Origin of the sequence: Teichococcus aestuarii, assembly GCF_042651065.1 — a bacterium.
GTDB lineage: Bacteria > Pseudomonadota > Alphaproteobacteria > Acetobacterales > Acetobacteraceae > Pseudoroseomonas > Pseudoroseomonas aestuarii.
Genome location: NZ_JBHSCH010000022.1, coordinates 1 through 24,540, shown reverse-complemented (window position 1 = coordinate 24,540; position 24,540 = coordinate 1). Strand labels below are relative to the sequence as shown.

General features: G+C 73.5%; 23 protein-coding genes and 1 tRNA gene. 12 read left to right on the top strand and 12 right to left on the bottom strand.

What is annotated here, in order from left to right:
* Positions 1-4 precede the first annotated feature (4 nt).
* From ACFOY6_RS10840 to ACFOY6_RS10820, 5 genes are all read right to left on the bottom strand, one after another.
* Positions 5-1,198 (bottom strand): FAD-binding protein, encoded by a 1,194-nt coding sequence (locus ACFOY6_RS10840; protein ID WP_379650660.1) that lies wholly within the window; start codon positions 1,196-1,198, stop codon positions 5-7.
* Positions 1,199-1,218: 20 nt separating this feature from the next.
* Entirely contained in the window at positions 1,219-2,685 is a 1,467-nt protein-coding gene (locus ACFOY6_RS10835; protein ID WP_379650658.1) for an FAD-linked oxidase C-terminal domain-containing protein, read from the bottom strand.
* A 164-nt stretch (positions 2,686-2,849) separates the two neighbouring features.
* The gene (gene ykgO / locus ACFOY6_RS10830) at positions 2,850-2,975 is read right to left on the bottom strand and encodes a type B 50S ribosomal protein L36 (protein ID WP_099094591.1); all 126 of its coding nucleotides are present in this window, start codon (positions 2,973-2,975) and stop codon (positions 2,850-2,852) included.
* 48 nt (positions 2,976-3,023) lie between these two features.
* Positions 3,024-3,212 (bottom strand): hypothetical protein, encoded by a 189-nt coding sequence (locus ACFOY6_RS10825; protein WP_146201869.1) that lies wholly within the window; start codon positions 3,210-3,212, stop codon positions 3,024-3,026.
* A 15-nt stretch (positions 3,213-3,227) separates the two neighbouring features.
* Positions 3,228-4,220: a hydrogen peroxide-inducible genes activator gene (locus ACFOY6_RS10820; RefSeq protein WP_379650656.1), complete on the bottom strand. Its 993-nt coding sequence runs from the start codon at positions 4,218-4,220 to the stop codon at positions 3,228-3,230.
* 130 nt (positions 4,221-4,350) lie between these two features.
* On the opposite strand from ACFOY6_RS10820, the gene ACFOY6_RS10815 reads away from it, so the two are divergent.
* Positions 4,351-4,923 carry a peroxiredoxin gene (locus ACFOY6_RS10815; RefSeq protein WP_109516866.1) on the top strand — a complete coding sequence of 191 codons (573 nt, stop codon included), beginning with the start codon at positions 4,351-4,353 and terminating at the stop codon, positions 4,921-4,923.
* A 181-nt stretch (positions 4,924-5,104) separates the two neighbouring features.
* Complete coding sequence (locus tag ACFOY6_RS10810) at positions 5,105-5,635, top strand: carboxymuconolactone decarboxylase family protein (RefSeq protein ID WP_379632812.1); 531 nt, start codon at positions 5,105-5,107, stop codon at positions 5,633-5,635.
* A 333-nt stretch (positions 5,636-5,968) separates the two neighbouring features.
* Here the strand turns inward: ACFOY6_RS10810 and ACFOY6_RS10805 are convergent, their stop codons facing one another.
* On the bottom strand, positions 5,969-6,847 hold the full coding sequence (locus tag ACFOY6_RS10805; protein ID WP_379650654.1) for an N-formylglutamate amidohydrolase: 879 nt from the start codon (positions 6,845-6,847) through the stop codon (positions 5,969-5,971).
* 132 nt (positions 6,848-6,979) lie between these two features.
* Here ACFOY6_RS10805 and ACFOY6_RS10800 point away from each other — a divergent pair.
* From ACFOY6_RS10800 to ACFOY6_RS10785, 4 genes are all read left to right on the top strand, one after another.
* Positions 6,980-7,054: transfer RNA gene (locus ACFOY6_RS10800), tRNA-Val, on the top strand.
* Positions 7,055-7,262: 208 nt separating this feature from the next.
* Entirely contained in the window at positions 7,263-8,264 is a 1,002-nt protein-coding gene (locus ACFOY6_RS10795; RefSeq protein ID WP_379650652.1) for a TRAP transporter substrate-binding protein, read from the top strand.
* 29 nt (positions 8,265-8,293) lie between these two features.
* Positions 8,294-8,848, top strand: a complete 555-nt coding sequence (locus ACFOY6_RS10790) for a TRAP transporter small permease (protein ID WP_379650650.1) — start codon at positions 8,294-8,296, stop codon at positions 8,846-8,848.
* A 17-nt stretch (positions 8,849-8,865) separates the two neighbouring features.
* Complete coding sequence (locus ACFOY6_RS10785; protein WP_109516861.1) at positions 8,866-10,149, top strand: TRAP transporter large permease; 1,284 nt, start codon at positions 8,866-8,868, stop codon at positions 10,147-10,149.
* 57 nt (positions 10,150-10,206) lie between these two features.
* Here ACFOY6_RS10785 and hemA read toward each other — a convergent pair whose 3' ends face one another.
* Both hemA and ACFOY6_RS10775 read right to left on the bottom strand, forming a co-directional pair.
* A complete protein-coding gene (hemA, locus tag ACFOY6_RS10780; protein ID WP_379650648.1) occupies positions 10,207-11,436 on the bottom strand; it encodes a 5-aminolevulinate synthase in 1,230 nt (409 codons plus the stop codon).
* Positions 11,437-11,489: 53 nt separating this feature from the next.
* Positions 11,490-12,368, bottom strand: coding sequence for a Rossmann-fold NAD(P)-binding domain-containing protein (locus tag ACFOY6_RS10775; protein WP_379650646.1), 879 nt, complete (start codon positions 12,366-12,368; stop codon positions 11,490-11,492).
* A gap of 66 nt (positions 12,369-12,434) precedes the next feature.
* Between ACFOY6_RS10775 and ACFOY6_RS10770 the strand changes: the two genes are divergently transcribed.
* Positions 12,435-13,304, top strand: a complete 870-nt coding sequence (locus tag ACFOY6_RS10770; RefSeq protein WP_379650644.1) for a tetratricopeptide repeat protein — start codon at positions 12,435-12,437, stop codon at positions 13,302-13,304.
* 90 nt (positions 13,305-13,394) lie between these two features.
* On the opposite strand, the gene ACFOY6_RS10765 is transcribed toward ACFOY6_RS10770, so the two are convergent.
* Positions 13,395-14,246 (bottom strand): DMT family transporter, encoded by an 852-nt coding sequence (locus tag ACFOY6_RS10765; protein WP_379650642.1) that lies wholly within the window; start codon positions 14,244-14,246, stop codon positions 13,395-13,397.
* A 113-nt stretch (positions 14,247-14,359) separates the two neighbouring features.
* Between ACFOY6_RS10765 and ACFOY6_RS10760 the strand changes: the two genes are divergently transcribed.
* The 4 genes from ACFOY6_RS10760 to ACFOY6_RS10745 all read left to right on the top strand — a co-directional run bounded on the left by ACFOY6_RS10760 (position 14,360) and on the right by ACFOY6_RS10745 (position 18,070).
* Positions 14,360-15,421 (top strand): quinone-dependent dihydroorotate dehydrogenase, encoded by a 1,062-nt coding sequence (locus ACFOY6_RS10760; RefSeq protein ID WP_379650640.1) that lies wholly within the window; start codon positions 14,360-14,362, stop codon positions 15,419-15,421.
* Positions 15,418-16,275: a TIGR01459 family HAD-type hydrolase gene (locus ACFOY6_RS10755; RefSeq protein ID WP_379650638.1), complete on the top strand. Its 858-nt coding sequence runs from the start codon at positions 15,418-15,420 to the stop codon at positions 16,273-16,275. The genes ACFOY6_RS10760 and ACFOY6_RS10755 overlap by 4 nt, the downstream gene beginning before the upstream one ends.
* A 129-nt stretch (positions 16,276-16,404) precedes the next feature.
* On the top strand, positions 16,405-17,640 hold the full coding sequence (locus ACFOY6_RS10750) for a multidrug effflux MFS transporter (RefSeq protein WP_109516855.1): 1,236 nt from the start codon (positions 16,405-16,407) through the stop codon (positions 17,638-17,640).
* A gap of 76 nt (positions 17,641-17,716) precedes the next feature.
* Positions 17,717-18,070 carry an Hpt domain-containing protein gene (locus tag ACFOY6_RS10745; RefSeq protein WP_109516854.1) on the top strand — a complete coding sequence of 118 codons (354 nt, stop codon included), beginning with the start codon at positions 17,717-17,719 and terminating at the stop codon, positions 18,068-18,070.
* Between the two features lie 81 nt (positions 18,071-18,151).
* Here ACFOY6_RS10745 and ACFOY6_RS10740 read toward each other — a convergent pair whose 3' ends face one another.
* Positions 18,152-20,803: a hybrid sensor histidine kinase/response regulator gene (locus tag ACFOY6_RS10740; protein WP_379650635.1), complete on the bottom strand. Its 2,652-nt coding sequence runs from the start codon at positions 20,801-20,803 to the stop codon at positions 18,152-18,154.
* Between the two features lie 195 nt (positions 20,804-20,998).
* On the opposite strand from ACFOY6_RS10740, the gene ACFOY6_RS10735 reads away from it, so the two are divergent.
* Positions 20,999-23,332 (top strand): bifunctional diguanylate cyclase/phosphodiesterase, encoded by a 2,334-nt coding sequence (locus ACFOY6_RS10735; RefSeq protein WP_109516852.1) that lies wholly within the window; start codon positions 20,999-21,001, stop codon positions 23,330-23,332.
* Positions 23,333-23,364: 32 nt separating this feature from the next.
* Here ACFOY6_RS10735 and ACFOY6_RS10730 read toward each other — a convergent pair whose 3' ends face one another.
* Together ACFOY6_RS10730 and ACFOY6_RS10725 are read right to left on the bottom strand one after the other, a co-directional pair.
* Positions 23,365-24,117, bottom strand: coding sequence for an SDR family NAD(P)-dependent oxidoreductase (locus ACFOY6_RS10730; protein ID WP_109516851.1), 753 nt, complete (start codon positions 24,115-24,117; stop codon positions 23,365-23,367).
* Between the two features lie 118 nt (positions 24,118-24,235).
* Positions 24,236-24,540: M48 family metallopeptidase (locus ACFOY6_RS10725; RefSeq protein WP_379650633.1), on the bottom strand; the 305-nt coding region annotated here is incomplete at its 5' end.

Sequence of the window (24,540 nt, the reverse complement as noted above, 5' to 3'; positions counted from 1 at the left end):
CGGTTCAGGCGCGCAGGCGGCCGGGGTTGAGAATGCCCATCGGGTCCATCACCGCCTTCACGCGGGCGCCGATGGCAGCCAGGGCGGCCGGTTCCTCCGGCACCACCGGCACGGCCGCCCGCAGCGAATCCGGGGCGCGGAACAGGGTGAAGGTGCCACGCGCGGCCTGCGCCGCCGCCATCACCGCCCGGTGCGCCGCCTCCGTCGCGGGGCCGGCCACCCAGACCAGGCCGCCGCCCCAATCCAGCAGCAGCCGGGCGCCGAAACCGTCCTCCAGGGCACGGGCCACGCCGGGGGCGGCGGTCGGCTTCACCGAGAGGCGCCACACCGCCTGCTCCGGCGCCGCCTCCAGCAGGGCGGCGTCGCGCACGGCGCGCCACAGCGCCAGCGAGTCCTCGCCCTCCACCAGCGATACCGTGCCATGCCCGGCCAGCAGGCCGCGCAGCGCCCCCGCGCGGTGCGGCAGGAACTGAAAAAAATCCTCCAGCCGCAGCAGCGCCACGGGGCCATCCAGCCCGAGGCCCGGCGCGCCGCGCGGCAGCAGCGCCGCGCCGCTGACGCCGAAGGGGCTGCCCAGCCCCGCCGAGAGCGCCCGCACCCCCGCCGCCAGCTCCGCAACCCGCACCGCGAGCGTCAGGCTGCCTTCCGGGCGCGGCGCCAGCTTCAGCGTGATCTCGGTCAGCACGCCGAGCGTGCCGTGGCTGCCGGCCAGCAGCTTGCAGAGGTCGAGCCCCGTGACGTTCTTGTGCACCCGCCCGCCGGAGCGAATCACCTCGCCATCGCCCGTCACGGCGCGCACGCCCAGCACCTGGTCGCGCAGCGCGCCGCCAGGGCCGATCCGGCGCGGCCCCGAGAGATGGGCCGCCACCATGCCGCCCAGCGTCGCCGGCCGGTCGGCACCGAACAGGGCGGAGAAATCCGGCGGCTCGGCGGGCAGCATCTGGCCCTGCGCGGCCAGCGCCGCCTCGATCTCCGGCATCGGCGTGCCGGTGCGGGCGGAGAGCACCAGCTCGGCCGGCTTGTTCAGGGTGATGCCGGTGAGGCCGCGCGTGGAGAGGGTGCGGGCGGCCTGCACCGGGCGCAGGCTGGCGCGGCGCGTGCCGTTCCCCTCAATGGCCAGCGGCAGCCGGGCGGCGGCGGCCTCGCGCACCGCCTCGGCGAGGCTCGCCTCGTCGGGCGGCAGCAGGAGATCGGTCATGGAAGGTCGGTCTCCGGGCTTCAGGCGGCGCGCGGGGTGGTGGCCGCCGCGGGCAGCCCGTCCAGCGGAAAGACCTTGGCCGGGTTCAGCAGCCAGGCGGGGTCGAAGGCGCTCTTGATGGCGCGCTGCCGGTCCAGCTCCGCGCGCGTGAACTGCACGCCCATCAGGTCGCGCTTCTCGACGCCAACGCCATGCTCGCCCGTCAGGCAGCCCCCCACCTCGACGCAGAGCGTTAGGATGTCGGCGCCGAAGGCCTCGGCCTTGCGGAAGCTCTCCGGATCGTTGGCGTCGAACATGATCAGCGGGTGCAGGTTGCCGTCGCCGGCGTGGAAGATGTTGGCCACCTGCAGCCCGTAGCTCTCGCTCATCTCGCCGATGCGGCGCAGCACATGCGGCAGCTCGCCGGTTGGGATGGTGCCGTCCATGCAGAGATAGTCCGGGCTGATCCGCCCCACCGCGCCGAAGGCGCCCTTGCGGCCCTTCCAGATGGCCAGGCTTTCCTCCGCCGTCTCCGCCACGCGCAGGCTGATCGGGTCGAAGCGGCCGCAGATTTCTTTCAGTTTTCCGAGCAGGATGTCCTGCTCTTCCAGGTTGCCTTCCACCTCGATGATCAGCAGGGATTCGGCATCGAGCGGGTAGCCGGCATGGGCGAAGGCCTCGCAGGCATGGATGGCCGGCCGGTCCATGAATTCCAGCGCGACGGGGATGATGCCGCTGCCGATGATGGCATCCACCACCTGCCCGGCTACCTCGTTGCTGCGGAAGGCGGCCAGCATGGCGCGCGCCCCTTCCGCCGCGCGCAGGATACGCACCGTGACCTCAGTGACGAGGCCGAGCTGCCCCTCCGAGCCGGTGATGAGGCCCAGCCAGTCATAGCCCGCCGCGTCGAGATGCCCGCCGCCGATCTCGATCACCTCCCCCTCGATGGTGACGAAGGTGACGCCCAGCAGGTTGTTGGCCGTCACGCCGTATTTCAGGCAGTGCGCGCCGCCCGAATTCATCATCACATTGCCGCCGATCATGCAGGCGAGCTGGCTGGAGGGGTCGGGCGCGTAGAAGAAGCCTTCCGCCGCCACCGCCTGGGTGATGCCGAGATTGGTGACGCCAGCCTCCACCACGGCGAGGCGGTTGTCGTAATCCACCTCCAGGATGCGGTTCATCCGCATCAGCCCGATGACCACCGCATCGGCCAGCGGCAGGGCGCCGCCGGAGAGGCTGGTGCCCGCCCCGCGTGGCACCACGCGGATGCCGTTCTGGTGGCAATAGCGCAGCACCGCCGCCACCTGCGCCGTGCTGGTGGGCAGCACCACGGCCAGCGGCGGCTGGCGGTAGGCGGAAAGCCCGTCCGTCTCATAGGCCTTGAGGCGCGTCTCGTCGCCGATGACGCCGTGGCCCAGGGCGGTGTCCGGCACCAGGGCGCGCAGGGCGGCGACGATCTCCGCCCGCCGCGCCAGCACGGCCGGGTTCGGGGGGGGCAGCTCGATCATCGGTCGGGTCCTCGCGCCAGTCTCGTTGCTGCGGAGGATGGGCCGCGGGCCGGCGCCGGGCAAGCAGCACGCGCACGCAAAAACGACGCCATGGTGCGCACCACGGCGTCGTTTTCAGGCGGAAGAAGCCTGCTGCAACCGCCCGCGAGGGGCGGCGCCGGATATCAGCCCTGGCGGGCCTTCAGCCGGGGGTTCTTCTTGTTCAGCACGTACAGGCGGCCACGGCGGCGCACCAGCACACAGTTCTTGTCGCGCGTCTTGGCGCTCTTCAGGCTGTTACGGATTTTCATGGGGCACCCTCTTAGAGCGGGCGCGTTTAGGGGCCGGGGGCGCGAATGTCAATCACGGCGTGGCGCGCGCGGCGGCATCTCCGGATGCGCCGCAGGGCCACGCCGGCCACCACGCAGCGCGCGCAGCAGGTCCAGCTTCCAGCCGCGCAGACCCACGGCGCCCATGGCCCGGTATTGCTGCCGCCGCACCGCGCCCTGCGCCAGCGCCCTGACGATCCGTCCGATCGTGCCTGCCACAACCTGTCTCCCTTGTCATGAAATGGACAAGGGCAGAACGGCCCGGGGCGGCGGAGGGTTGCCTTCAGCCGGCGCTTCCAGGCTGCGCTCCGACTCGACGGGGGCGGAGACGGGGGCGGCGATGGCGGCCGCCACCGCCGGCACCATGTTGCGGAACTCCGCCGCGCGGGGCGAGCGCGCGCGCCAGGCCAGGCCCAGCCCGCGCCCCTGCGGCGTCTCCAGCGGGCGCAGCGCCACGTTGGCGCCGGCCAGCACGCCGCCTTCCACCGCCAGCCGCGGCAGCAGCGTGACGCCGAGGCCGCCGGCCACCATCTGCACCAGCGTGTGCAGGCTGGTGGCGGCGAAGGTCTCGCCGGCACCCGGCAGGCTGCAGGCGGCCAGGGCGTGGTCGCGCAGGCAGTGGCCGTCCTCCAGCAGCAGCAGCCGCTCCGCCCCCAGCGCGGCCAGCGGCACGGCGGGCGCCGCCGCCAGCCGGTGCCCCTGCGGCAGGGCGACGATGAACGGGTCCTCCGCCACCCGCACCACCTCCGCCTCCGGCAGCAGGGCGGGCAGCGCCAGCAGCAGCAGGTCCAGCCGCCCGGCCGCCAGGTCCTCGGCCAGCCGCTCGGTCAGGTCCTCGCGCAGCCAGAGTTGGAGGCGGGGAAAGGCCTGGCGCAGCGCCGGCATCAGCCGCGGCAGCAGGAAGGGGCCGATGGTCGGGATCACGCCCAGGCGCAGCGGGCCGGAGAGCGGGTCGCGCGCCGCCGCCGCCGTCTCGGCCACGGCCGCCAGCGCCGAGAGGGCGGCGCGGGCGCGGCGCACCAGCTCCAGCCCCAGCGGGGTGAAGACCGGGCGCTTGCCCGGGCCGCGCTCGAGGATGGCGGCGTCGAGCTGGCGTTCCAGCGCGATGATGCCGGCCGAGAGGGTGGACTGGGTCACCGCGCAGGCCGCGGCGGCCCGCCCGAAATGGCCGAGATCGGCCAGGGCGACGAGGTAGCGGAGTTGCTGCGGGCTGGGGAGGATGGTCATCGATCCAGACGATGATTGTATCGAAAACTATTCATTGGCATGTGTGCGTTGCAGCATACATAACAAGCCACGGCCGGGGCAGGCGCGATCCTGCCCCCGCATGAAAAGCTGTCATTGGGGGTAACCACGCATGCTGACTGTTGGCGACAAGTTTCCCGCCTTCAACCTGACCGCCGTGAAGGGTGGCCCGGAAGGTCTGGAAGGCCCCGGCAAGTCCTTCGTCGACATCTCCAACGAGTCGGACGCCGGCAAGTGGAAGATCGTCTTCTTCTGGCCGAAGGACTTCACCTTCATCTGCCCGACCGAGATCGCGGCCTTCGGCAAGCTGAACCAGGAGTTCGAGGACCGTGACGCCGTCGTCTACGGCGCCTCGACGGACAGCGAGTTCGTGCACCTGAACTGGCGCGTCTACAACAAGGACATCCACGACCTGCCCTTCCCGATGCTGGCCGATGTGAAGCGCGAGCTTTCCACCGCGCTCGGCATCCTGGACAAGCAGGCCGGCGTCGCGCTGCGCGCCACCTTCATCGTCGATCCCGAGGGCACCATCCAGTGGGCCTCGGTGAACGGCCTGAACGTCGGCCGCAACCCGCAGGAAGTGGTCCGCGTGCTCGACGCGCTGCAGACCGATGAGCTCTGCCCCTGCAACTGGAACAAGGGCGGCGACACGCTGAAGCCCGCCGAGCTGTTCCAGGCCGCCTGAGACCGGAAGCGGGCCGGCGCCACGGCGCCGGCCAGCACCCGGCCCCGCCTCCCCCCGGCCACGCCGGGGGGCAAGGCTTCCGGGGCCCGGTGCGCCGAACCGGCGGGCTGCTCGCCGGCTCCGCCCATCGTCTTCCCCACGCCCGACCCGCCCCGATCCCCCCGATCCCGGAGGACACCCCATGTCGCTCGAAGCCCTGCGCGCGCGCCTGCCCGACTATGCCCGCGACCTGAAGCTGAACCTCGGCAGCCTGGCCACCGAGCCGGTGCTGGACACGCAGAAGCTGGCCGGCACCTTCGTCGCCAGCGCCATCGCCAGCCGCAACGCCGAGGTGATCCGCGCCCTCGTCGCCGAGTTTGGCCCGAAGCTCTCGCCCGAGGCGCTGACCGCCGCCAAGGCCGCCGCCGCCATCATGGGCATGAACAACATCTACTACCGCTTCACCCATCTGGTGGGCGGCGACTATCCGGGCCTGCCGGCCAAGCTGCGGATGAACGTCATCGGCAAGCCGGGCGTCGAGAAGGTGGATTTCGAGCTCTGGTCGCTCGCCGTCTCCGCCATCAATGGCTGCGGCATGTGCATGGAGAGCCATGAGAAGGTGGTGAAGCATGGCGGCGTGAGCACCGAGCAGGTGCAGGCCGCGGTGCGCATCGCCGCCGTGGTGCATGCCGTGGCCGGCCTGCTGGACGCCGAGGAAGCCCTCGCCGCCTGACCCCGCCGCAACGGGCCGTCTGCCCGGATGCTGTGCAAAGCCCCGCCCAGGCTTATGGCCTGTGCGGGGTTTTTTGTCGTGCAACCCGGCAGCCGCCCGCTTGTTATGCAAAGTGCGCATGAGGGCTCGCTGAAAACGCAGGCAAAACTCGTGTTGCAGCGCGAAAAACCGCTTGCACACGAATGATCGCCCGCCTATCTTCCCTCTCGCAGCAACGCACTGCGTTGTTGTCTTTCTTGGACGTTTCCTCCCTAAACTCGGCGGTGCTTCGGCACCGCCTTTTTTTTGCCCGCGCGCCGGCCACGGAAGGGCGCGCCGCGCGCAGGCCGGCCCTCAGCCGCGCAGGAAGGCCCAGTCCATCCGCGTCAGCGCCGCGATCATCGCCGTCAGGTCGCGCTGCAGCTGGCCCATGCCGGGCAGGCGCTCGATCGCCGCCTCGTCCATGTAGAGGCTGCGCGCCATCTCGATCTGCAGCACATGCACCGCCTCGCGCGGGCGGCCGTAATGGCGCGTCACGTAGCCGCCGGCATAGGGGTCGTTGCGCCGCACCCGGTAGCCCATCGACCAGAGCTGCTCCTCCACCCGCCGCACGGCGCGCGGCGCGCAGGCGGTGCCATGGGCGTCACCCAGCACCATGTCGGGCGCGTTCGGCGGATGCGCGGGGTGGGTGGGCATCGAATGGCAGTCCACCACCAGGCAGCAGCCGAACAGCGCCTTGGATTCGGCGATCAGCCCGGAAAGCGCGCCATGATAGGGCTGCCAGCAGCGCTGCACCCGCTCCTCCGCCTCGCGGAAGGGCAGGCGGCGGCGGTAGACCGGCTCGCCGCTGGCGACGATGCGGGCGATGGTGCCGAGCCCCGCCCCCACCCGCGGGCTGGCGCTGTTCACCCAGGAAGGCAGCGGCCCGTCGAACATCGCCGGGTCCAGCTCCCAGGGCTCGCGGTTGGCGTCGCAATAGACGCGCGGGAAGGTGGCGGCGAGCAGCGGCGCGCCGTGCAGAGGCGCGGCGGCGAACAGCTCGTCGACGAAGCCATCCTCCGAGCGGCGCACCGACAGCGCGTCGAGCCGCGATTCGGCGAGGAAGGCGGCCGGGTAGTCCCGCCCCGAATGCGGCGAGGCGAACACCAGCGGCGCCCGCCACGCATCGGGGCGCGAGAGCAGGAAGGGGCCGGGGTGCTGCTGCCCCGCGGGAAGCGTCAGAGGAAGATCCATGATCCGGCCGCATCAAGCCATAGCGCAACCCTGCTGTCACGACTCGCGGGGCCGCAAAGCTTTTGCCGTCCCCGCGCAATCACCCCTTGCCAGCCCGCCCCCGCCGCGATAGTTACCCGCCCCGACCGGAATGGGCGCGTAGCTCAGCGGGAGAGCGTCCCCCTGACACGGGGAAGGTCACAGGTTCAATCCCTGTCGCGCCCACCATCCCGGTCCATACCCCTGATCAGCCCGCCTCCCGCCGGAAGCGGGCTTTTTCGTGCCCGGTCTCCGCCCCCCCCGCAGCTCGTTGCGCGCCGGACGGGAGATTTGAAACAAACATACCAGGGCATCGGCAAAAGCTTGCCGGAACTGTTGACCCCCGGGCTGCACCGCAGCAAACACGGCGCAGAAGCCTTCCGGGGGATCTCGTTCCATGCAACGCCGCCATCTGCTCCTGGCCGCCACGGCCGGCCTCGCCGCCCCTGCCCTGCCGCGCCTGGCGCGGGCGCAGGGCGCGGTCACCATGCGCCTGTCGCACCAGTTTCCGCCGAGCCACCAGCACGCCACCATCCTCGCCGCCTTCGCCGAGCGGGTGAAGGCGAAGAGCCAGGGCGCGATCGAGGTGCAGGTCTTCCCGGCGGAGCAGCTGGCCAAGGCGGGCGAGAACTTCCCCGGCGTGGCGCGCGGCGCCTTCGAGGCGGCGGCGGCGGTGAACTTCCAGTGGGGCAACACGCTGCCCGAGATGAACGTGCTGACGCTGCCCTACCTCTTCACCGAGCTGGAGCGGATCCGGAAGTTCCCCGGCTCCCCGGCGGCGCAGTACCTGGAGGGGCTGCTGCAGAAGCGCGCCGTGCGCAACCTGATGTGGCTCTACACCACGCGCCAGGCCATCTTCACCAGCAACCGCAAGCCGATCATCGCCACCGAGGACTTCAAGGGCCTCAAGATCCGCGGCCTGAACGCGCTGACCGACCATGCGCTGACCGCCGTGGGCGCCGCCCCCTCCGCCATGCCGGGGCCGGAGGTGCCGCAGGCGCTGCAATCGGGCGTGCTGGATGCGGGGCTCACGGATGTCTCCGCCGCCGTCTCCCGCCGCTTCTACGAGTTCCAGAAGTTCGGCACCGTCACGCCGTGGTTCTGCGTGTTCACCCATGTCTACGTGAACCCGCGCTGGTTCGACGGGCTTAGCCCTGCGCACCGCGCCATCATCGCCGAATCCGCCGCCCAGGCGGAGCGCGACCAGATCCCGCTCACCGAGGACGTGGCCGCCAAGGCCCTGGCCGAGCTGAAGGCCAAGGGCATGGCGGTGCACGAGCAGACCGAGGCCGAGCGCGCCGCCTGGAGCGGCGCCATGCAGAAGCCGGTGGTCGATGCCTTCCTGAAGCTGGCGCCGGAGGGCGGCGCCCGCGCCATCGAGCTGCTGCGCGCCCTGTGAGGCCGCCCGCCGGGACGGAACAGGCCGCGATGAGCCCGGCCGCGCGCGCCGTCTCGGCCGTGGCCGCGGCGGTGTCGCGCGCGGCGGCGGCGCTCGGGGCCGTGGCCACGGCGCTGTGCCTGGTGCTCGTCACCGTCTCGGTGGTGGCGCGCTACCTGGCCGGCCTGCCGCAGCCCTGGATCGACAAGACCGCCGGCTGGCTGGTGGTGGCGCTGGTGCTGCTGGCCGCGCCCGAGGCACAGCGGCGCTTCGAGCATATCGGCGTCGATGTGCTGACCAACGCCCTGCGCGGCCACGCGGCGCGCGGGGCGCGGCTCGTCTCCACCCTCTCGGTGGCGCTGGTGGCGGGCATCCTGCTGCATGCCGGGCTGGAGACGGTGGCCTTCAGCCGCATGATCGGCGTGATGACCGAGATCGACGGCGTGCCCGTCTGGTGGATCCAGGCGCTGCTGCCGCTGGGCGCGGCGCTGCTGATGGTGGTGGCGCTGGCGCAGTCGGTGGTGCTGGCGCTGGGCCAGGAGCCGGATTACCTGCCCGACGGGGCGGAGGAGTTGCCGCGCGACACGCTGGCGCGCGGCGAGTAAGGACACAGAGACCGCCCATGACCTTCCTGGCCCTGCTCGCGGCGCTGTTCGTCGTGCTCTATCTCGGCGTGCCGATGTTCGTGGCGCTGTTCCTGCTCCCGCTCGGCGTGCTGCTCTGGGTGGAGGGCGGCGTGCCGGCGCTGGGCGAGCTGGTGATCGGCCAGCTCGACGGCTACCTGCTGGTGGCCATCCCGCTCTTCATGCTGATGGCGCATGTCATGGTGCGCGGCCGGGTGGTGGACGACCTCTACGCCGCCGCCTTCGCGCTGCTGCGCGGGGTGCGCGGCGGCGTCGGCATCGCCACCGTCGCCGCCTGCACCATCTTCGCCGCCATCTCCGGTTCCTCGGTGGCCACGGCGCTCACCGTGGGCAAGATCGCCATTCCGCAGATGCTGCGCTACGGCATGAGCCGCAAGGGCGCCTTCGGCGTGGTGGCGGGCGGCGGCACGCTGGGCATCCTCATCCCGCCCTCGGCGCCGATGGTGCTCTACGCCTATGTCACCGAGACCAGCGTGGGCGCGCTGTTCCTGGCCGGGCTGCTGCCCGGGCTGATGATGGCCTGCGCCTTCGCACTCTACTGCTACCTGACGGAGGGCCGCGCCGTGGCGCCGGCCGACGACCCGCCGCCGGAGAACGCCGCCCTGGCGTTGCGGCGCGCCGGCTGGTCGCTCTCGCTGCCGATCTTCGTGCTGGGCGGCATCTACATGGGCGTGTTCACCGCCACCGAAGCCGCGGGCACCGGCACGCTCTACGCCATCCTGATCGCGGCGCTGATCTACCGCACGCTGGGCTGGCGCGACCTGCTGGAGGGGGTGGGCGAGGCCACCCGGACCAGTGCCATGCTGCTGATGATCATCGCCGCCGCCGCCATCTACGGCTACATGCTGACCAAGCTGCGCGTGCCGCAGGAGCTGACGGCGCTGGTGCTGGAGTGGGGCCTCAGCCGCACCGGCTTCCTGGTGGCGATGATGGTGCTGCTGTTCCTGCTCGGCCTGGTGCTGGAGAGCTTCAGCATCATCCTGCTGACCATGCCGGCGATCCTGCCGGTGCTGGCGCAGCTCGGCATCGACAAGGTGTGGTACGGCGTGCTGCTGACGCTGAGCCTGGAGATGGCGCTGATCTCGCCGCCCGTGGCGATGAACCTGGTGGTCATCAAGGCGATCACCGGCGCGCCGCTGGCCGAGGTGAACCGCTCGATCATCCCCTACATGCTGATGCTGGCCGCGGGCACCGGGCTGCTGATCGCCTTCCCCGACATCGCGCTCTGGCTGCCGCGCGTGGCGGGCTACGGCGCCAACTGACAGGAAAAGATGAGGGGGCCCGGGGGAGAATTCCTTCTCCCCCGGCCTTTCTTTTCTTCAGGCGGCCTTCGCCACCCGCAGCACCTCCCCCAGCGCCCGCACCAGCTCCGCGATCATCGCATCGTCGTGGAAGGGCGTGGCGCAGAGGCGCAGCCGCTCCGTGCCGCGCGGCACGGTGGGGTAGTTGATCGGCGTGACGTAGATCGAGAATTCCTCCAGCATCCGCCGCGCCACGGCGCGGCAGGCATCGGCCCCCGGCACGGGGACGGGCACGATGTGGCTGTGGCTGTCGAGCCGCGGCAGGCCGGCGGCGTCCAGCGCCGCCTTCAGCGCCGCGGCGCGGGATGCGAGCCGCTCGCGCAGCGCGGCATCGGCGCGGATGTGGCGGATGCTGGCCAGCGCGGCCGCCACGGTGGGCGGCGGCAGGGCGGTGGTGAAGATCAGCCCGCCGGCGACGGAGCGCACATAGTCCACGAGATCCGCCGCGCCGGCGATGTATCCGCCGAACACGCCCACGCCCTTGGCCAGCGTGCCCTCGATGACGTCGATCCGCGCCGCCGCGCCGTCCCGCTCGGCGATGCCCGCGCCCTGCGGCCCGTAGAGGCCGACGGCGTGCACCTCGTCGAGATAGGTGATGGCGTCGTACTTCTCGGCGAGGTCGCAGATGGCGTGCAGCGGCGCGACGTCGCCTTCCATGGAATAGACGCTCTCGAAGGCGATGACCTTCGGCGCGGCGGGGTCGGCGGCGCGGAGCAGTTCCTCCAGGTGGCCGAGGTCGTTGTGGCGCCAGATGTGGCGCTTCGCCGGGCTGCGGCGCATGCCGTCGATCATCGAGGCATGGTTCATGGCGTCCGAGAACACCTCCATGCCCGGCAGGGCGGCGAGCAGCGCGGAGAGCGCCGCCTGGTTGGCCAGGTAGCCGCTGCCGAAGAGCAGCGCCGCCGGCTTGCCGTGCCAGGAGGCCAGCTCATCCTCCAGCGCGGCGTGCAGCGGCGAGGTGCCGGAGATGTTGCGCGTGCCGCCGGCGCCCGCGCCATGCGCCGCCACCGCCCCGGCCGCCGCGTCCAGCACGGCGGGGTGGGTGCCCATGCCGAGATAGTCGTTGGCCGACCAGACGGTGATCTCGCGCGCCCCACCCGGCCCCTGACCTCCCGGGCCGTGCCAGCGGTAGGTCGGGAAGCGGCCGGCGATCTTCTCCAGCCGCGTGAAGTCCCGGTAGCGGCCCTCGTTCCGCAAGGTGCCGAGGTGCCGCGAACAATGGTCGAGCAGGGTCTGACGCGTGTCCATGGCCCGCCTCTATAAACCCTGCGCCCAGCCCTTGCAGCGGCGATGGTGGCGCATCAGCCCTGTTTCCGCGTCTCGCCTGCCAGGATGGCGCGCAGCCCGGCGCGGTAGTCCGGATGGCGCCAGCGCAGGCCGAGGGCGGCCTGGGTGGCGCGGCTGTCCACCCGCCGGTTCTCCGCCCAGAAGGTGCGCGCCATGGGCGACATGCCCGCCCAGGCCTCGGCGAAGGGCAGCAGGGGCGGCGGCGGCAGGCCGAGCAGCCGCGCCGCCTCCTCCGTGACCGCCGCGCCGGTGGCGGGTTCGTCATCGGCCAGGTGCAGCACGCGGGGGGCATCGGTGCGCCAGCCCTCCCCGGTCGCGGCGGCCAGCACGGCGGCGGCGATGTCGTCGCGGTGGATGCGGGAGAAGAGGTGGTCCGGCTTGTCCACCCGGCGGGCGCGGCCGGCGCGCAGCTCGTCCAGCGCGCTGCGGCCGGGGCCGTAGATGCCGGCGGTGCGGAAGATGTCGAGCGCCACGCCGCGCCCGGCCAGCGCCGCCCACCAGGCCCGCTCCGCCGCCAGCCGCCGCAGGGAGCGCTCCTGCGCGGGGGCGGGCGGCGTCGTCTCCGCCACCCAGCCGCCCTGGCGGTCGCCATAGACGCCGGTGGTGGAGAGGTAGCCCACCCAGCGCAGCCGCGTGGCGGCGGCCAGCGCCGGCGCATGGGCGGCCAGCACCGGGTCGCCGGCCCCGTCCTGCGGCGCGGCGGTGACGACGAGGTGGGTGGCCGCGGCGATCGCCGGCCCCGCCGCATCGAAGCGGAGCCCCGCCACGCCGGGCGGCGCCGGCTCCCCGGCGCGCGGCGCGCGGCGGGTGCCGGACACCCCCCGCCGCGCCGCCGACGCCGCCGCCGAGATCTCCGAGCCGGCATAGCCCAGCCCCAGCACGAGCATCGCCATCAACATCTCCTGCACTGCGCCGCCCCCATGTGGCGCCGGTCCCACCCCCCGGCTAGAGTGCGCCGCATGCGAGCCCCCCTCCGCCATGCCATGCTGGGCGTCTTCGCCGCCGCCATGCTGACGGCGCTGGCCGGTGGCGCCTTCCTGCTGCATGCCCCCGCCTCGCCCGAGGCGGCCAAGGCCGCGCCGCCGGCCTCCGGCCCCGCCGCGACGGAGGCGGTGCCGCCGCTGCCGCCCGAGGCGCCGCGCCTGGCGGACGGGCCGGATTACGAGGCCTGCCTCGCCCAGCTGCGGCAGGACCCGGAGGGCGCCGCGCAGCGCGCCATGCAATGGGAGGAACGGGGCGGCGGCGACGGCGCCCGCCACTGCCTGGCCCTGGCGCTTCTGGCGCTGGGCGAGCCGGACCGCGCCGCCGGCCGGCTGGAGCGGCTGGCCGCCGGCGCCTCCGGCAGCAACGCGGCGCGGGCCTCGATCTATGCCCAGGCCTCGCAGGCCTGGATGATGGCCGGCGACCCCGGCCACGCCTATGGCGCCGCCACCCTGGCGCTGACCCTGATGCCGGACGACCCTGCCCTGCTGGTGGACCGCGCCCTGGCCGCCGGCGCCCAGGGCCGCTACGCCGAGGCGCTGGAGGACCTCAACCGCGCCGTCTCGCTCGACCGGGGCCGCGCCGAGGCCTGGGTGTTCCGCGCCGCCGCGCTGCGCCACCTGGACCGCACGGACGCCGCCATGCAGGACATCGAGACGGCGCTGCGGCTCGTCCCGCAGAACCCCGAGGCGCTGCTGGAGCGCGGCATCCTGCGCCAGCTCAAGGGCGATGCCGCCGGCGCCCGCGGCGACTGGCAGCGCGCCATCGCCCTCGCCCCCGACAGCGCGGCGGCCGACCTGGCGCGGCAGAACCTGGCGCTGAACGAGGCCGGCCCCCGGCGCCGCTGAGGCGCCGCCCCGCGCCCTGCCCGGCAAGGCCGCCTTACTCCCTTACTCCCTTACCGCCTTACCCGGTGCCCGGGCCGGGCCACGGGGGCCTCAGCCATGCGCGCGGTGGGCCCGCTGGCTCATCACGCAGCCCAGCACCACGATGGCGGCGCCGGCCAGCGTCATCGGCGCCGGCAGCACGCCCCAGATCGCCAGATCCGCCAGCACCGCCCAGAGCAGGGCGGAGAATTCCAGCGGCGCCAGCTGCGCGGCGCTGGCCCTGCGGAAGGCCAGCGCCAGGCAGATGGTGCCGCCGCCGGCCAGCACGCCGTTGAGCGCGAGGAACAGCCAGTCCGGCCCCGCCGGCGGCACCCAGCCGGCCACGGCGAAGGGCGCCAGCACCAGCGCCCCCGGCAGCGAGGACCACAGGATCAGCCGCGCCACCCCCGCCTCGTGCCGCAGCCGGCGGTTGATGGTCATCACCAGCGCGTAGCAGAAGGTGCCGAGCAGGGCGTAGCCATAGGCCAGCAGGCTGCCCCCCGCGCGCAGCCCCGGCGCCATGGCCACCAGCACGCCGAGGAAGCCCACGCCGCACCACAGCCATACCGAGCCCGGCAGCCGCTCGCCCAGCACCAGCCGGGCCAGGCCCAGCGTCATGAAGGGCGCGGTGAAATAGACGAGATAGCCCTCGGCCAGAGGAATCTGCCGCAGCGCCAGGAAGAAGCCCAGCGCCGAGCCCAACATGCCGGTGGCGCGCAGCAGGTGCAGCGCCGGGTGCGCCGTGCCCAGCGCGCCGCCCACCCCCGGCCGCAGCGCGCGCAGGCCCAGCAGCAGCGCCAGCAGCACCAGGTGGCGCACCAGCACCACCTGCTCCACCGGGTAGCCCTGGGAGAGCAGCTTGCTGTTGGTATCCAGCATCGCGAACAGGCCCAGCGCGGCCAGCATCAGCACGGAACCGCGCACCCTTCACGCCTCCTCGTCGTCCGGACAGGAAGCGGGGCTTCTCGGCCGCCGGGGGGCCCGCGTCAATTCCCGCCCTTCCCTTGTCCGGCCGGGCGGGGCACAAGCGGCGGGCCATGACCCCTGCCCTCGCCTCCGCCCTGATGCCGCTGATGCGCGGCATGGACCCCGAACGCGCGCACCGCCTGGCGCTGAAGGCGCTGGCCCTCGGCCTCGCCGGCCGCGACGCCACGCCGGACGACCCGGTGCTCGCCACCCATGCCCTCGGGCTCGACTTCCGCAACCCGCTCGGGCTGGCGGCGGGCTTCGACAAGGACGCGGTGGCGGTGGCGGCGCTGATGCGCCTGGGCTTCGGCTTCGTCGAGCCCGGCACCACCACGCCGCGGCCGCAGGCGGGCAACCCGCAGCCGCGCCTGTTCCGCCTGCCGGAGGATGCCGCGGTCATCAACCGCATGGGCATGAACAACGAGGGCGTAAATGCCTTCGCCGCCCGGCTGGCGGCGCTGCGGCGCCCCTTCCCCGCCGTGCTCGGCGCCAATATCGGCATCAACAAGGAGGGCGCGGAGCCGGAGCGGGACTACCCCGCCCTCTACAGCGCCGTGGCGGGGGTGGCGGACTACGTCACCATCAACGTCTCCTCCCCCAACACCCCCGGCCTGCGCGACCTGCAGGGCGAGGCGAAGCTGGCCGCCATCCTGGCCGCCGTCGCCGCCGCGCGGGCGGCGCAGCCGCGCCAGCCCCCCGTGCTGGTCAAGATCGCCCCCGACCTGGCGGATGACGCCGTGCCGGCCCTGGTCGAGACCTGCGTGGGCGCCGGCGTGGCGGGGCTGATCGTCAGCAACACCACCATCGCCCGGCCGGCCAGCCTGAAGGGCGCGCACAAGGGCGAGACGGGCGGCCTCTCTGGCCAGCCGCTGTTCGAGCCCTCCACCGCGCTGCTGCGGCGGGTGCACCGGCTGGCGGCGGGGCGCCTCACCCTCATCGGCTGCGGCGGCGTCAGCAACGGCGCCCAGGCCTATGCCAAGATCCGCGCCGGCGCCGCGCTGGTGCAGCTCTACGCCGCCTTCGCCTATGCCGGCCCCGCTTTGGTGCCGCAGATCAAGCGGGAGCTGGCCGCGCTGCTGAAGCGCGACGGCTTCGCCCATGTCCATGACGCGGTGGGAGCCGACAACGCATGAAAATCCTGGAAAGCGTCGCCCCCCTGGCGGAGTCGTATGACGGCTTCATCCTCGACATCTGGGGCGTGCTGCACGATGGCGAGAAGCCCTATCCCGGCGTGCCCGAGGCGCTGCGCGAGCTGCGCGCGCGCCGCAAGCGCATCGTGCTGCTCTCCAACGCACCGCGCCGCTCCTGGACGGTGGGCGAGGCGCTGGCGGGCATGGGCCTCGGCGCCGAGCTGTTCGACGGCATCGTCACCTCGGGCGAGGTGGCCTGGACACTGCTGCGCGACCGCACCCACCCCTACTTCGCGCCGCTCGGCCGCCGCGCCTTCCATATCGGGCCGGAGCGCGACCTCTCGGTGATCGAGAGCCTCGACATCAGCGTGACGCGCGACGCCGCGGCGGCCGACTTCGTACTCAACACCGGCCCCGATTTCGAGCATGGCCGCGAGAGCGTGACGCCCTACCTGCCGATGCTGGAGGCCGCCGCCGCCGCCGGCCTGCCGATGGTCTGCACCAACCCCGACCGCGCGGTGATGGTGGCCGGCCAGCGGCTGATCTGCGCCGGCGCCTTCGCCGACCGCTACATGGAGCTCGGCGGCCCGGTCATCGAGATCGGCAAGCCGGACCCGATGGTCTACGAGACGGTGCTCGCCACCCTCGGCCTGCCGGCGCACCGCATCGCCGCGGTGGGCGACACGCCGCACACCGACCTCGCCGGGGCCCAGGCCGTCGGCGTCGATGCCATCTGGGCGCTGACCGGGCTGGCGGGCGACCATTTCGGGCCGAACCCGACGCCGGAGGCGCTGGACGCCGAGGCGGCGCGGGAAGGCGTCACGCCGAAGGTGGCGCTGCGCAGCCTGCGCTGGTGACGGCAACCGGGGGGAGACATCCCCCCGCCGCCTTCACGGAAGGCTGGGCTGCGCGGGGCGCATGGCTCCGTCACCAAAGGTGAACGGGCGTGGGTGGCCCGCCGGCGGCGCAGCCCATAGGCTGGCGGCATGAGCCCACGCGACGTCGTCCAGGAAGAAAACCTCCAAGCGTTCGTCCACCCCCCGCCGCGCCGCGTGCCGAAGACCTGGCTGCTGACGCTGCTGATGGGCCTCGGCCCCTTCAGCATGCAGATCCTCATCCCCTCCCTGCCGCTGCTGGCCGGGATCTTCGCCGTGCCCTACGCCACGGCGCAGATGACGCTGACGGTCTATCTCGTCGGCATCGCGCTCGGGCAGCTCATCTACGGGCCGCTCTCGGACCGCTACGGGCGGCGGCCGCTGCTGCTGGCGGGGCTGGCCATCTACCTGCTGGGCTCGCTGGCGGCGCTGCTGGCGCCCACCATCGGCTGGGTGGTGGTGGCGCGGGCGGCGCAGGCGGCGGGCGGCTGCGCCGGCATGGTGCTGACGCGGGCCATCATCCGCGACGTCTTCCCGCGCGACCAGGCGGCCAGCAAGATCGGCTTCGTCATGATGGGCATGACGGTGGCGCCGATGCTGGCGCCGCTGCTGGGCGCCGAGCTGACCACCGCCTTCGGCTGGCGCGCCACCATGCTGGCCTGCGTGGGCTTCGGCCTGGCGCTCGGCGTGCTGGCGCTGCGCCTGCCGGAGACGCTGGCCGAGAAGCAGCCGCTGCCCGGCCTCGCCGGCATGCTGCGCGCCTACTGGCAGCTCGCGCGCATCCGCAGCTTCCGCTGCTACGCCGCCATCACCACCTGCACCACCGGCGTGTTCTTCGCCTTCATGGCCGGCGCGCCGCGCGTGCTGATGGACGGCATGGGCTACACGCCGCGCGCCTATGCCATCGCCTTCATGGTCATCTCGGTGGCGTTCGGCGGCGGCTCCTTCATCGCCGGCCGCTACTCGGCGCGGCTCGGCCTGGCGCGCATGCTGCGGCTGGGGCTGGTGGTCAGCAGCGCGGGCGCGGTGCTGGCCATCGCCGCGCAGGCGCTGCTGCCGCTCTCCATCGTCATCTTCTTCCTGCCCATGGCCATCGTGGCGCTGGGCAACGGCGTGTCGCAGCCCAACGCGGTGGCGGCGGCGGTCAGCGTGCGGCCGCAGCTGGCCGGCACCGCCTCCGGGCTGGTGGGGGCCTTGCAGATGGGCTTCGGCGCGGTCATGACGCTGCTGGCCAGCGCGGTGGAGCTGGGCTCAGGAATCGGCACCGCCGCCACCATGGCGGGCTGCGCCCTCGGCGCCCAGCTGGCCCTGCGCGGTGCCCGCAGGACGCAGGAGGCGCAGGGCTGAACTCCTGTCATCACATTGCCCTGTCTCACACCTGGCGGCGTTGACCGGCCATGGCAGGTTTGCAAGGGTCCGCGTTGTGAATGCTCTTGATCCCCAGATTGCCCGCCAGCTCGCCGAGGACCTCCCCTCGGAGGTTTTCGTCAATATCCTCCGCACCTTCGAGGCCGACCTGGCCCGGCTGGCGGAGCAGATGGTCACGGCGGCGCAGCAGGGAGATCTGGAGGGCTACCGGCGTGGCGCGCACGGCCTGGCCGGCGCCGCCGGCGCCATCGGGGCGCGGCGGCTGGAAAGCCTGGCCCGGCAGGCCATGAACCCGCGCGACACCACCCCGCCCGAGCAGCTCCTGCCGCAGCTCGGCACCGCCGCGCAAGAGACGCTGCAGGAGCTGGTGGCGCTGAGCAGCAACCCCCCCGCTCCGCCGACGCGCTGAGCCGGCCGCCGCCGGCCCCGCCCTTCCCCCCCGCTTCCGCCGGGGAGCACGCTCCGGCCTGGCCGGCGGAGGCGCGGCTCCCTAGCTCGCCATGCGGGCGCCGCGCCATTCCAGCACCCGCAGCAGCGCGCCCAGCAGCGCCGGGCGCTGCACCGGCTTGGCCAGGTAATCATCCATCCCCGCCTCGCGGCACTGGCGCTCGTAATCCGGTCCCACGGCGGCGGTCAGGCCGATGATGCGGCTGCCCTGGCAGGGGCCCGGCCGGGCACGGATGGCCCGCGTCGCCGCCAGCCCGTCCATCACCGGCATCTGCAGATCCATGATGATGACGTCGTAGGCCGCCGCCATGGCGGCGGCGACGGCCTGCCCGCCATCCTGCGCCAGCGCCACGGTGCAGCCGCAGCGATCCAGCAGCGCGCGCATGACGAGCTGGTTGGTGGCGTTGTCCTCCACCAGCAGCACGCGCAGGCCCAGCTCGGGGCTCTCCCCGGCGGCGGGCGGCAGGGGCCGGCGCGGCGCCTCTTCCGCCGGCGCCAGCGCCGCCTCCAGGGCCCGCCGCAGGCGCTGCGGCAGGACGGCACGCGGCAGGCAGGGCAGGCCCTCCGCCTCCTCCGCTCCCGGGCCGGCGCCGCAGAGCAGCATGGCGGGGGCCGCGGCGCCGGCGGCCTCCTGCATCTGGCTGGCCAGGGCCGGGCCGGAGCGGCTTTCCCCCCCATGCTCGATCAGCGCCAGGGCGAAGCGCTGCCGGCGCAGCGCCGCCAGCGCCGCCGCCGCATCGGCCACCACCAGCGGCACGGTGCCCATCGCCTCGAGCTGGCGCTGCAGGATCTCGCGCTGCGCCGCCAGCCCGTCCACCGCCAGCACGCGCTGCCCGGACAAGGGGTTGCCGGCCTGCGGGGCCGCAGCGCCCCCCGAGGCGGCGGGAAGGGCGGGAGCGAGGCCGGCCTCCAGGTGGAAGCGGAACGCGCTGCCGCCGCCGGGCCGCGGCGCGGCGCTGATGCCGCCGCCCATCATCTCCAGCAGCCGCCGGCAGATGGCCAGGCCCAGCCCGGTGCCGCCATAGCGCCGGCTGATCGAGGCATCGGCCTGGGTGAAGCGCTCGAACAGCGTCGGGATGCTGGCGGGGTCGAGGCCGATGCCGGTGTCCAGCACGCCGCAGCTCAGCCGCCAGCACGGCCCCGCCTCGTGCCGGCCGGCCGGCATGGCCACCGCCTCCACCTCCAGCAGGATCCAGCCCGATTCCGTGAACTTCACCGCATTGCCGACGAGGTTGAACAGGATCTGCCGGAACCGCCCCGGGTCGCCCAGCACCTGCGCCGGCAGGTCCGGCGCCAGGTCGCAGAGCAGCGCCACGCCCCTGGCCTGGGCGCGCGGCGCGAACAGCTCGACGATGGTGGCGATCTCCGCCTCCAGGTCGAAGGCGATCCGCTCATGCGCGACGGCGCCGGCCTCCAGCTTGGAGAAGTCCAGGATGTCGTTGAGCAGCATCAGCAGGTGCTCGGCGCTGCGCTGGATGGTCTCGGCATAGCGGCGCTGGCCCGGCTCCAGCGGCGTGTCCATCAGCAGGCCGGTGACGCCGATCACGCCGTTCATCGGCGTGCGGATCTCGTGGCTCATCGCCGCCAGGAACTCCTCCTTGGCGCGGCTGCCGGCACGGGCGGCGGCCTCGCTCCTGGCCAGCGCCGCGCCCTGACGCTTCAGCGCCGAGGCCTGCCGGAACATCAACCAAAAGGCGGCCAGCACGAGCAGGCCGAGCCCGCCCAGCGCCAGCAGCAGCAGCCCCGACCAGCGCCGGGCGGCGGCCAGGGCCAGGTCGCGGTCCTGCGCCACCTCCACCACCAGCCCGGCCGGGCGGGTCATGGCGAAGGCCGCGATCACCTCGCGCCCGTCCTGGTCCGGCCCCTCCCACGCACCGCTCTCGCGGCGGGGCAGGAAGTCGCGGAACGGCCAGGCGCTGGCGTTCAGCACGCCGATACCCTCCGTCCCGCCATCGGAGCGGCCCAGCAGCAGCCCGTTGCCGCTGTGCAGGCGCAGGCTCATGCCGAAGGCCGCGCCCTGCTGCCGCGACAGGCCGAGCAGGTGCTCGGGCGCCAGCAGGGCGATGGCGGCGCCGCGGAAGCCGCCCGCGGGCGCCAGCAGCGGCCGCGCCACCGGAATGCTCCAGCCGCCGCGCCGGGCGATGTCGAGCGGGGTGCTGCCGCCGGGGGGGCCGAGCAGGCGCCCCGCCGCCGGCTGGCCGACCCGCAGCGGCGGCGCGCTGACGCGCAGCAGCCGGAACCACTCGCGGTCCGCCACCACCTGCTCCAGCAGCGCGGCGGCGCGGGCGGCCACCACCCTGCCCTGGGCGTCGGCCACCAGGACGGCGCGCAGCTGCGGCATGGCCCGCAGGCGCGGCAGGAGCGGCCGCAGCGCCTCCGCCGGGTCAGCCTCGGCGATGGCCGCGCCGCCGGGCAGGCCGGCGGCGAGGTCCTGCAGCAGCAGATCCACCTCCCGCAGCTCGCGCGAGAGCTGCTCCGCCACGCCGCCGGCCACGCCGCGCGCCAGCAGCCCGGCCTGGGCGGCGGTGTCCTGCACAACGCGCTCGCGCAGCAGGCTGTAGCAGGCGGCGATGCAGAGGCCGGCCAGCAGGGCGGCGGTGCTGAACAGCAGCCACGGCCGCGGCTCGTGGCGCGGCAGGGGGCCGAGACCCAGGAAGCGCAGCCAGCGGTTGAGGGGCGTGACAACGGAGGGCATGGGCGGCCTTCTTACAATGCCCGCGCCCCGGAGCGTGAGAAGGAAAGCCGGTCTTTCGCGCGGCGCGTTCATCCGCCGCCGTCGCCGGGTTCCCAGCAAACATTTTGGTAATTCCCGGCCCACTCAGATAAGCATGCAGCTTCGCCGGCGCCGTCCCGGCCGGACGATCGCCAGGAGAATGAAAGGCCGCGGCGCATGATGCAGGTCTACCGGTGCATTACGGAACAGCATGACCTGCGGCTGGTGCTGCTGGCGGCCATTGTGTGCCTGGCGGGCTCGGTCGTGGCGCTGGGCGTGCTGCGGCGTGCCTTGCAGGCCGGCTCGTGGTCGCGCGGCGGCTGGCTGCTGCTGGCCGGCATGGCCGGCGGCTCGGCCATCTGGTGCACCCATTTCATCGGCATCCTGGCCTACGGGCCCGGCACCCGGCTGGGATTCGAGCCGCTGCTGACCCTGGTCTCGCTGGTCATCGCCATCCTCGCCTGCACCGGCGGCTTCGCCATCGCGGTGGGGCCGGCGCGCGGCGCGGCGCTGCTGGGCGGTGCGGTGGTGGGGGCGGGCGTCGGCGCCATGCACTACACCGGCATGCTGGCCTATGGCGCCAGCGGCGTGGTGACGTATGACCGCTTCTACCTGGCCGCCTCGCTCGCGCTGTCGGTGCTGTTCGGCATGGCGGCGGTCTGGCGCAGCCTGCGCGGCACCGGCTGGCGCAGCACCCTGGAAGGCGCGCTGCTGTTCGGCACCGGCATCTTCCTCCTGCACTTCACCGGCATGGCGGCGGTGCTGGTGCTGCCGCTGCCGCTGGACATGCCCGACAATGGCACCCAGGCCGCCCTGGCGCTGACGGTCGGGCTGGTGGCGCTGATGGTGATGGCCGCCGCCGCCGCCGCCTACCTGATCGACCACCGCAACGAGGAGGACGGCATGCTGCGCATGCGCCGCCTCGTCGACTCCGCGATCGAGGGGCTGGCCATCGTGCGGGATGGCCGCATCCTGGAAGCCAACCAGAGCTTCCAGGCGATGGTCGGCCTGCCGCGCGCCCAGCTGCTGGGGCAGGAGATGCCCGGCACGCTGCTGCCGCCGCTGCACCTGCCGGAGGGCCAGCCGGAGGCGACGGTGGAAACCCAGCTGCGCCGCGCCGACGGCACGCTGCTGGATGTGGAGCTGGTGGTGCGCGAGAACGTGCCGCGCCCCGGCAAGCGCGTCTTCGCGCTGCGCGACCTGCGGGAGCGGCGCGAGCAGGAGCGGCGCATCCGCCACCTGGCGCTGCACGACGCGCTGACCGGCCTGCCCAACCGCGCCCGCTTCACCCAGCAGCTGGAGCAGACGCTGCGCGCCGCCGGCGGGGCGCGGCAGAGCGTGGCGCTGATCCGGCTGGGCCTGGACCGGTTCAAGGAGATCAACGACCTGCATGGCCACATGGCCGGCGACGGGGTGCTGCGCAGCTATGCCCGGCAGCTCTCCGTCCTGGTGCCGGCCGGCGGCGTGGCGGGGCGCCTCGGCGGCGACGAGTTCGCCCTGCTGGTGCCCTACACGGCCGAGGGCGAGCTGCGCGGCCTGCTCGACGCGCTGGAGGCGCTGGCGCACCAGCCGCACTGGGCCGGGCATTCGGAGATCCTGGTCAGCGCCGGCATCGGCGTCGCGCTGTTCCCGCTGGATGCGAGGACAGGCGAGGCGCTGCTCGCCGATTCCGACGTGGCGATGCGCCGCGCCAAGACCCTGCGCAGCGGCGGCGCCTGCTTCTACCAGACGGAGATGGACGCCAGCGTGCGGGTGCGCCGCCGGCTGGCGGAGGATCTGCGCAGCGCCCTGGCGGACGGGCAGCTCCGCCTGTTCTACCAGCCGCAGGTGGAGCTGGCGACCGGCCGGCGCACCGGCTTCGAGGCGCTGATGCGCTGGCAGCACCCGGTGCGCGGCTTCGTCCCGCCGGCCGAGTTCATCCCGCTGGCCGAGGAGAGCGGGCTGATCCTGACCCTCGGCGAATGGGCGCTGCGCTCCGCCTGCGCCGCCGCCGCCGCCGAGCCGCGCATGGGCCGGGTGGCGGTGAACCTGTCTCCCCTGCAGTTCCTGCAGCCCGATCTGCCGCAGACCATCGCCACCATCCTGGCCGAGACCCGCCTGCCGCCGGGCCGGCTGGAGCTGGAGATCACCGAGACCATCCTGATGCAGGACCAGGAGCGGGCCCAGGAGATGCTGGGCCAGATCAAGGCGCTGGGCGTGCAGGTGGCGATGGACGATTTCGGCACCGGCTACTCGTCGCTCGGCACGCTGCGCGCCTTCACCTTCGACAAGATCAAGCTCGACCGCAGCTTCCTGCGCGAGATCGGCAGCAACCGCCAGGCCATGACCATCCTGCGCGCCGTGCTGGCGATCGGCCAGGGGCTCGGCGTGCCGGTCCTGGCCGAAGGGGTGGAGACCGAGGAGCAGCGCGCCCTGCTGCATGCCGAGGGCTGCGCCGAGGCGCAGGGCTACCTGTTCGGCCTGCCGCTGCCGCCGGAGGAGCTGGGCCTGCGCGGCAGCGCGGCGGCCTGAGGCCGCCCGCCTTCCGCCGCCCGCCTTCCGCGCTAGTCCCGGTGCACGCGCAGCGGGCCGAAGCTCTGGCAGACCGGCATCACCTGCAGCGTGTTCACGTTCACCCGCGCCGGGCGCGAGGCCACCCAGTGGACGGCATCGGCGATGTCCTCCGGCGTCAGCGCCTCGGTGCCCTGGTAGACGGCCGCGGCCCGCGCCTCGTCGCCGAAGCGCACCTTCGAGAACTCCGTGCCGCCGACCAGGCCGGGCTCGACATCCGTCACCCGCACGGCGGTGCCGAACAGGTCGGCGCGCAGGTTCAGGCTGAACTGCCGGACGAAGGCCTTGGTGGCGCCATAGACGTTGCCGCCCGGATAGGGCCACTCGCCGGCGGTGGAGCCGATGTTGACGACATGGCCGCGGTTGCGCGCCACCATGCCCGGCAGCACCGCGTGGGTGACGGCGACGAGGCCCTTCACGTTGGTGTCGATCATCGTCTCCCAGTCCTCGAGGCTGGCGCGCTGGGCAGGCTCCAGGCCGAGGGCAAGGCCGGCATTGTTCACCAGCAGGTCGATCTCCGCCCAGGCGGGCGGCAGGCCGGCGATGGCGGCGGCGACGGCGGCGCCGTCGCGCACGTCCAGCACCAGGGGCAGCACCTTTTCCCGGCCCAGCTCGGCGGCCAGCGCCTCCAGGCGGTCCTGCCGGCGGCCGGCGGCGATGATGCGCGCGCCCTCCTCCTGCTGCGCGAAGCGGCGGGCGATGGCGGCACCGAACCCGGCGCTCGCCCCGGTGACGAGAAGAATCATGGCGGGTCTCCCTGCGCGGCAACGGGCTGCCGCTGCGCCGCCGGTATGGCAGGGCCGCCGCCGGGCGGGAAGCGCCCTTCCCCCCTCCTCGCCCCGCCTGGCGCCCTGCCCGCCGGCCTCAGCCGATGCGCAGCAGCCCCGGCCCGTGCCGGCGCAACCACTCCCGCGCGCCCTCGTGGCGCGGCGCCAGGCGGCCGAGCTGCGCCCAGAAGCGTGGCGAGTGGTTCCGCTCGGAAAGATGCGCCACCTCATGCGCCACCACCGAGTCGAGCACCCAGCCCGGCGCCATCACCAGCCGCCAGGAGAAGGCCAGCGTGCCATCCGGCGCGCAGCTGCCCCAGCGGCTGCGCGTATCCTTCAGCCGCACGACAGGGGGCGCCACCGCCAGCGCCGCCGCGTGGCGCCGCACCCGCGGCGCGATGC

Coding starts and splice junctions, on each gene's coding strand:
- ACFOY6_RS10775 (WP_379650646.1), bottom strand. CDS start 12,368: ATGGCGATGCTCGTGCTGGGGCTGGGCTATGCCGGCTCGGAGATCTCG.
- ACFOY6_RS10730 (WP_109516851.1), bottom strand. CDS start 24,117: ATGATTCTTCTCGTCACCGGGGCGAGCGCCGGGTTCGGTGCCGCCATC.
- ACFOY6_RS10810 (WP_379632812.1), top strand. CDS start 5,105: ATGTCGCTCGAAGCCCTGCGCGCGCGCCTGCCCGACTATGCCCGCGAC.
- ACFOY6_RS10820 (WP_379650656.1), bottom strand. CDS start 4,220: ATGACCATCCTCCCCAGCCCGCAGCAACTCCGCTACCTCGTCGCCCTG.
- ACFOY6_RS10785 (WP_109516861.1), top strand. CDS start 8,866: ATGACCTTCCTGGCCCTGCTCGCGGCGCTGTTCGTCGTGCTCTATCTC.
- ACFOY6_RS10840 (WP_379650660.1), bottom strand. CDS start 1,198: ATGACCGATCTCCTGCTGCCGCCCGACGAGGCGAGCCTCGCCGAGGCG.
- ACFOY6_RS10795 (WP_379650652.1), top strand. CDS start 7,263: ATGCAACGCCGCCATCTGCTCCTGGCCGCCACGGCCGGCCTCGCCGCC.
- ACFOY6_RS10835 (WP_379650658.1), bottom strand. CDS start 2,685: ATGATCGAGCTGCCCCCCCCGAACCCGGCCGTGCTGGCGCGGCGGGCG.
- ACFOY6_RS10760 (WP_379650640.1), top strand. CDS start 14,360: ATGACCCCTGCCCTCGCCTCCGCCCTGATGCCGCTGATGCGCGGCATG.
- ACFOY6_RS10815 (WP_109516866.1), top strand. CDS start 4,351: ATGCTGACTGTTGGCGACAAGTTTCCCGCCTTCAACCTGACCGCCGTG.
- ACFOY6_RS10755 (WP_379650638.1), top strand. CDS start 15,418: ATGAAAATCCTGGAAAGCGTCGCCCCCCTGGCGGAGTCGTATGACGGC.
- ACFOY6_RS10735 (WP_109516852.1), top strand. CDS start 20,999: ATGATGCAGGTCTACCGGTGCATTACGGAACAGCATGACCTGCGGCTG.
- ykgO (WP_099094591.1), bottom strand. CDS start 2,975: ATGAAAATCCGTAACAGCCTGAAGAGCGCCAAGACGCGCGACAAGAAC.
- ACFOY6_RS10750 (WP_109516855.1), top strand. CDS start 16,405: ATGAGCCCACGCGACGTCGTCCAGGAAGAAAACCTCCAAGCGTTCGTC.
- ACFOY6_RS10770 (WP_379650644.1), top strand. CDS start 12,435: ATGCGAGCCCCCCTCCGCCATGCCATGCTGGGCGTCTTCGCCGCCGCC.
- ACFOY6_RS10805 (WP_379650654.1), bottom strand. CDS start 6,847: ATGGATCTTCCTCTGACGCTTCCCGCGGGGCAGCAGCACCCCGGCCCC.
- hemA (WP_379650648.1), bottom strand. CDS start 11,436: ATGGACACGCGTCAGACCCTGCTCGACCATTGTTCGCGGCACCTCGGC.
- ACFOY6_RS10740 (WP_379650635.1), bottom strand. CDS start 20,803: ATGCCCTCCGTTGTCACGCCCCTCAACCGCTGGCTGCGCTTCCTGGGT.
- ACFOY6_RS10790 (WP_379650650.1), top strand. CDS start 8,294: ATGAGCCCGGCCGCGCGCGCCGTCTCGGCCGTGGCCGCGGCGGTGTCG.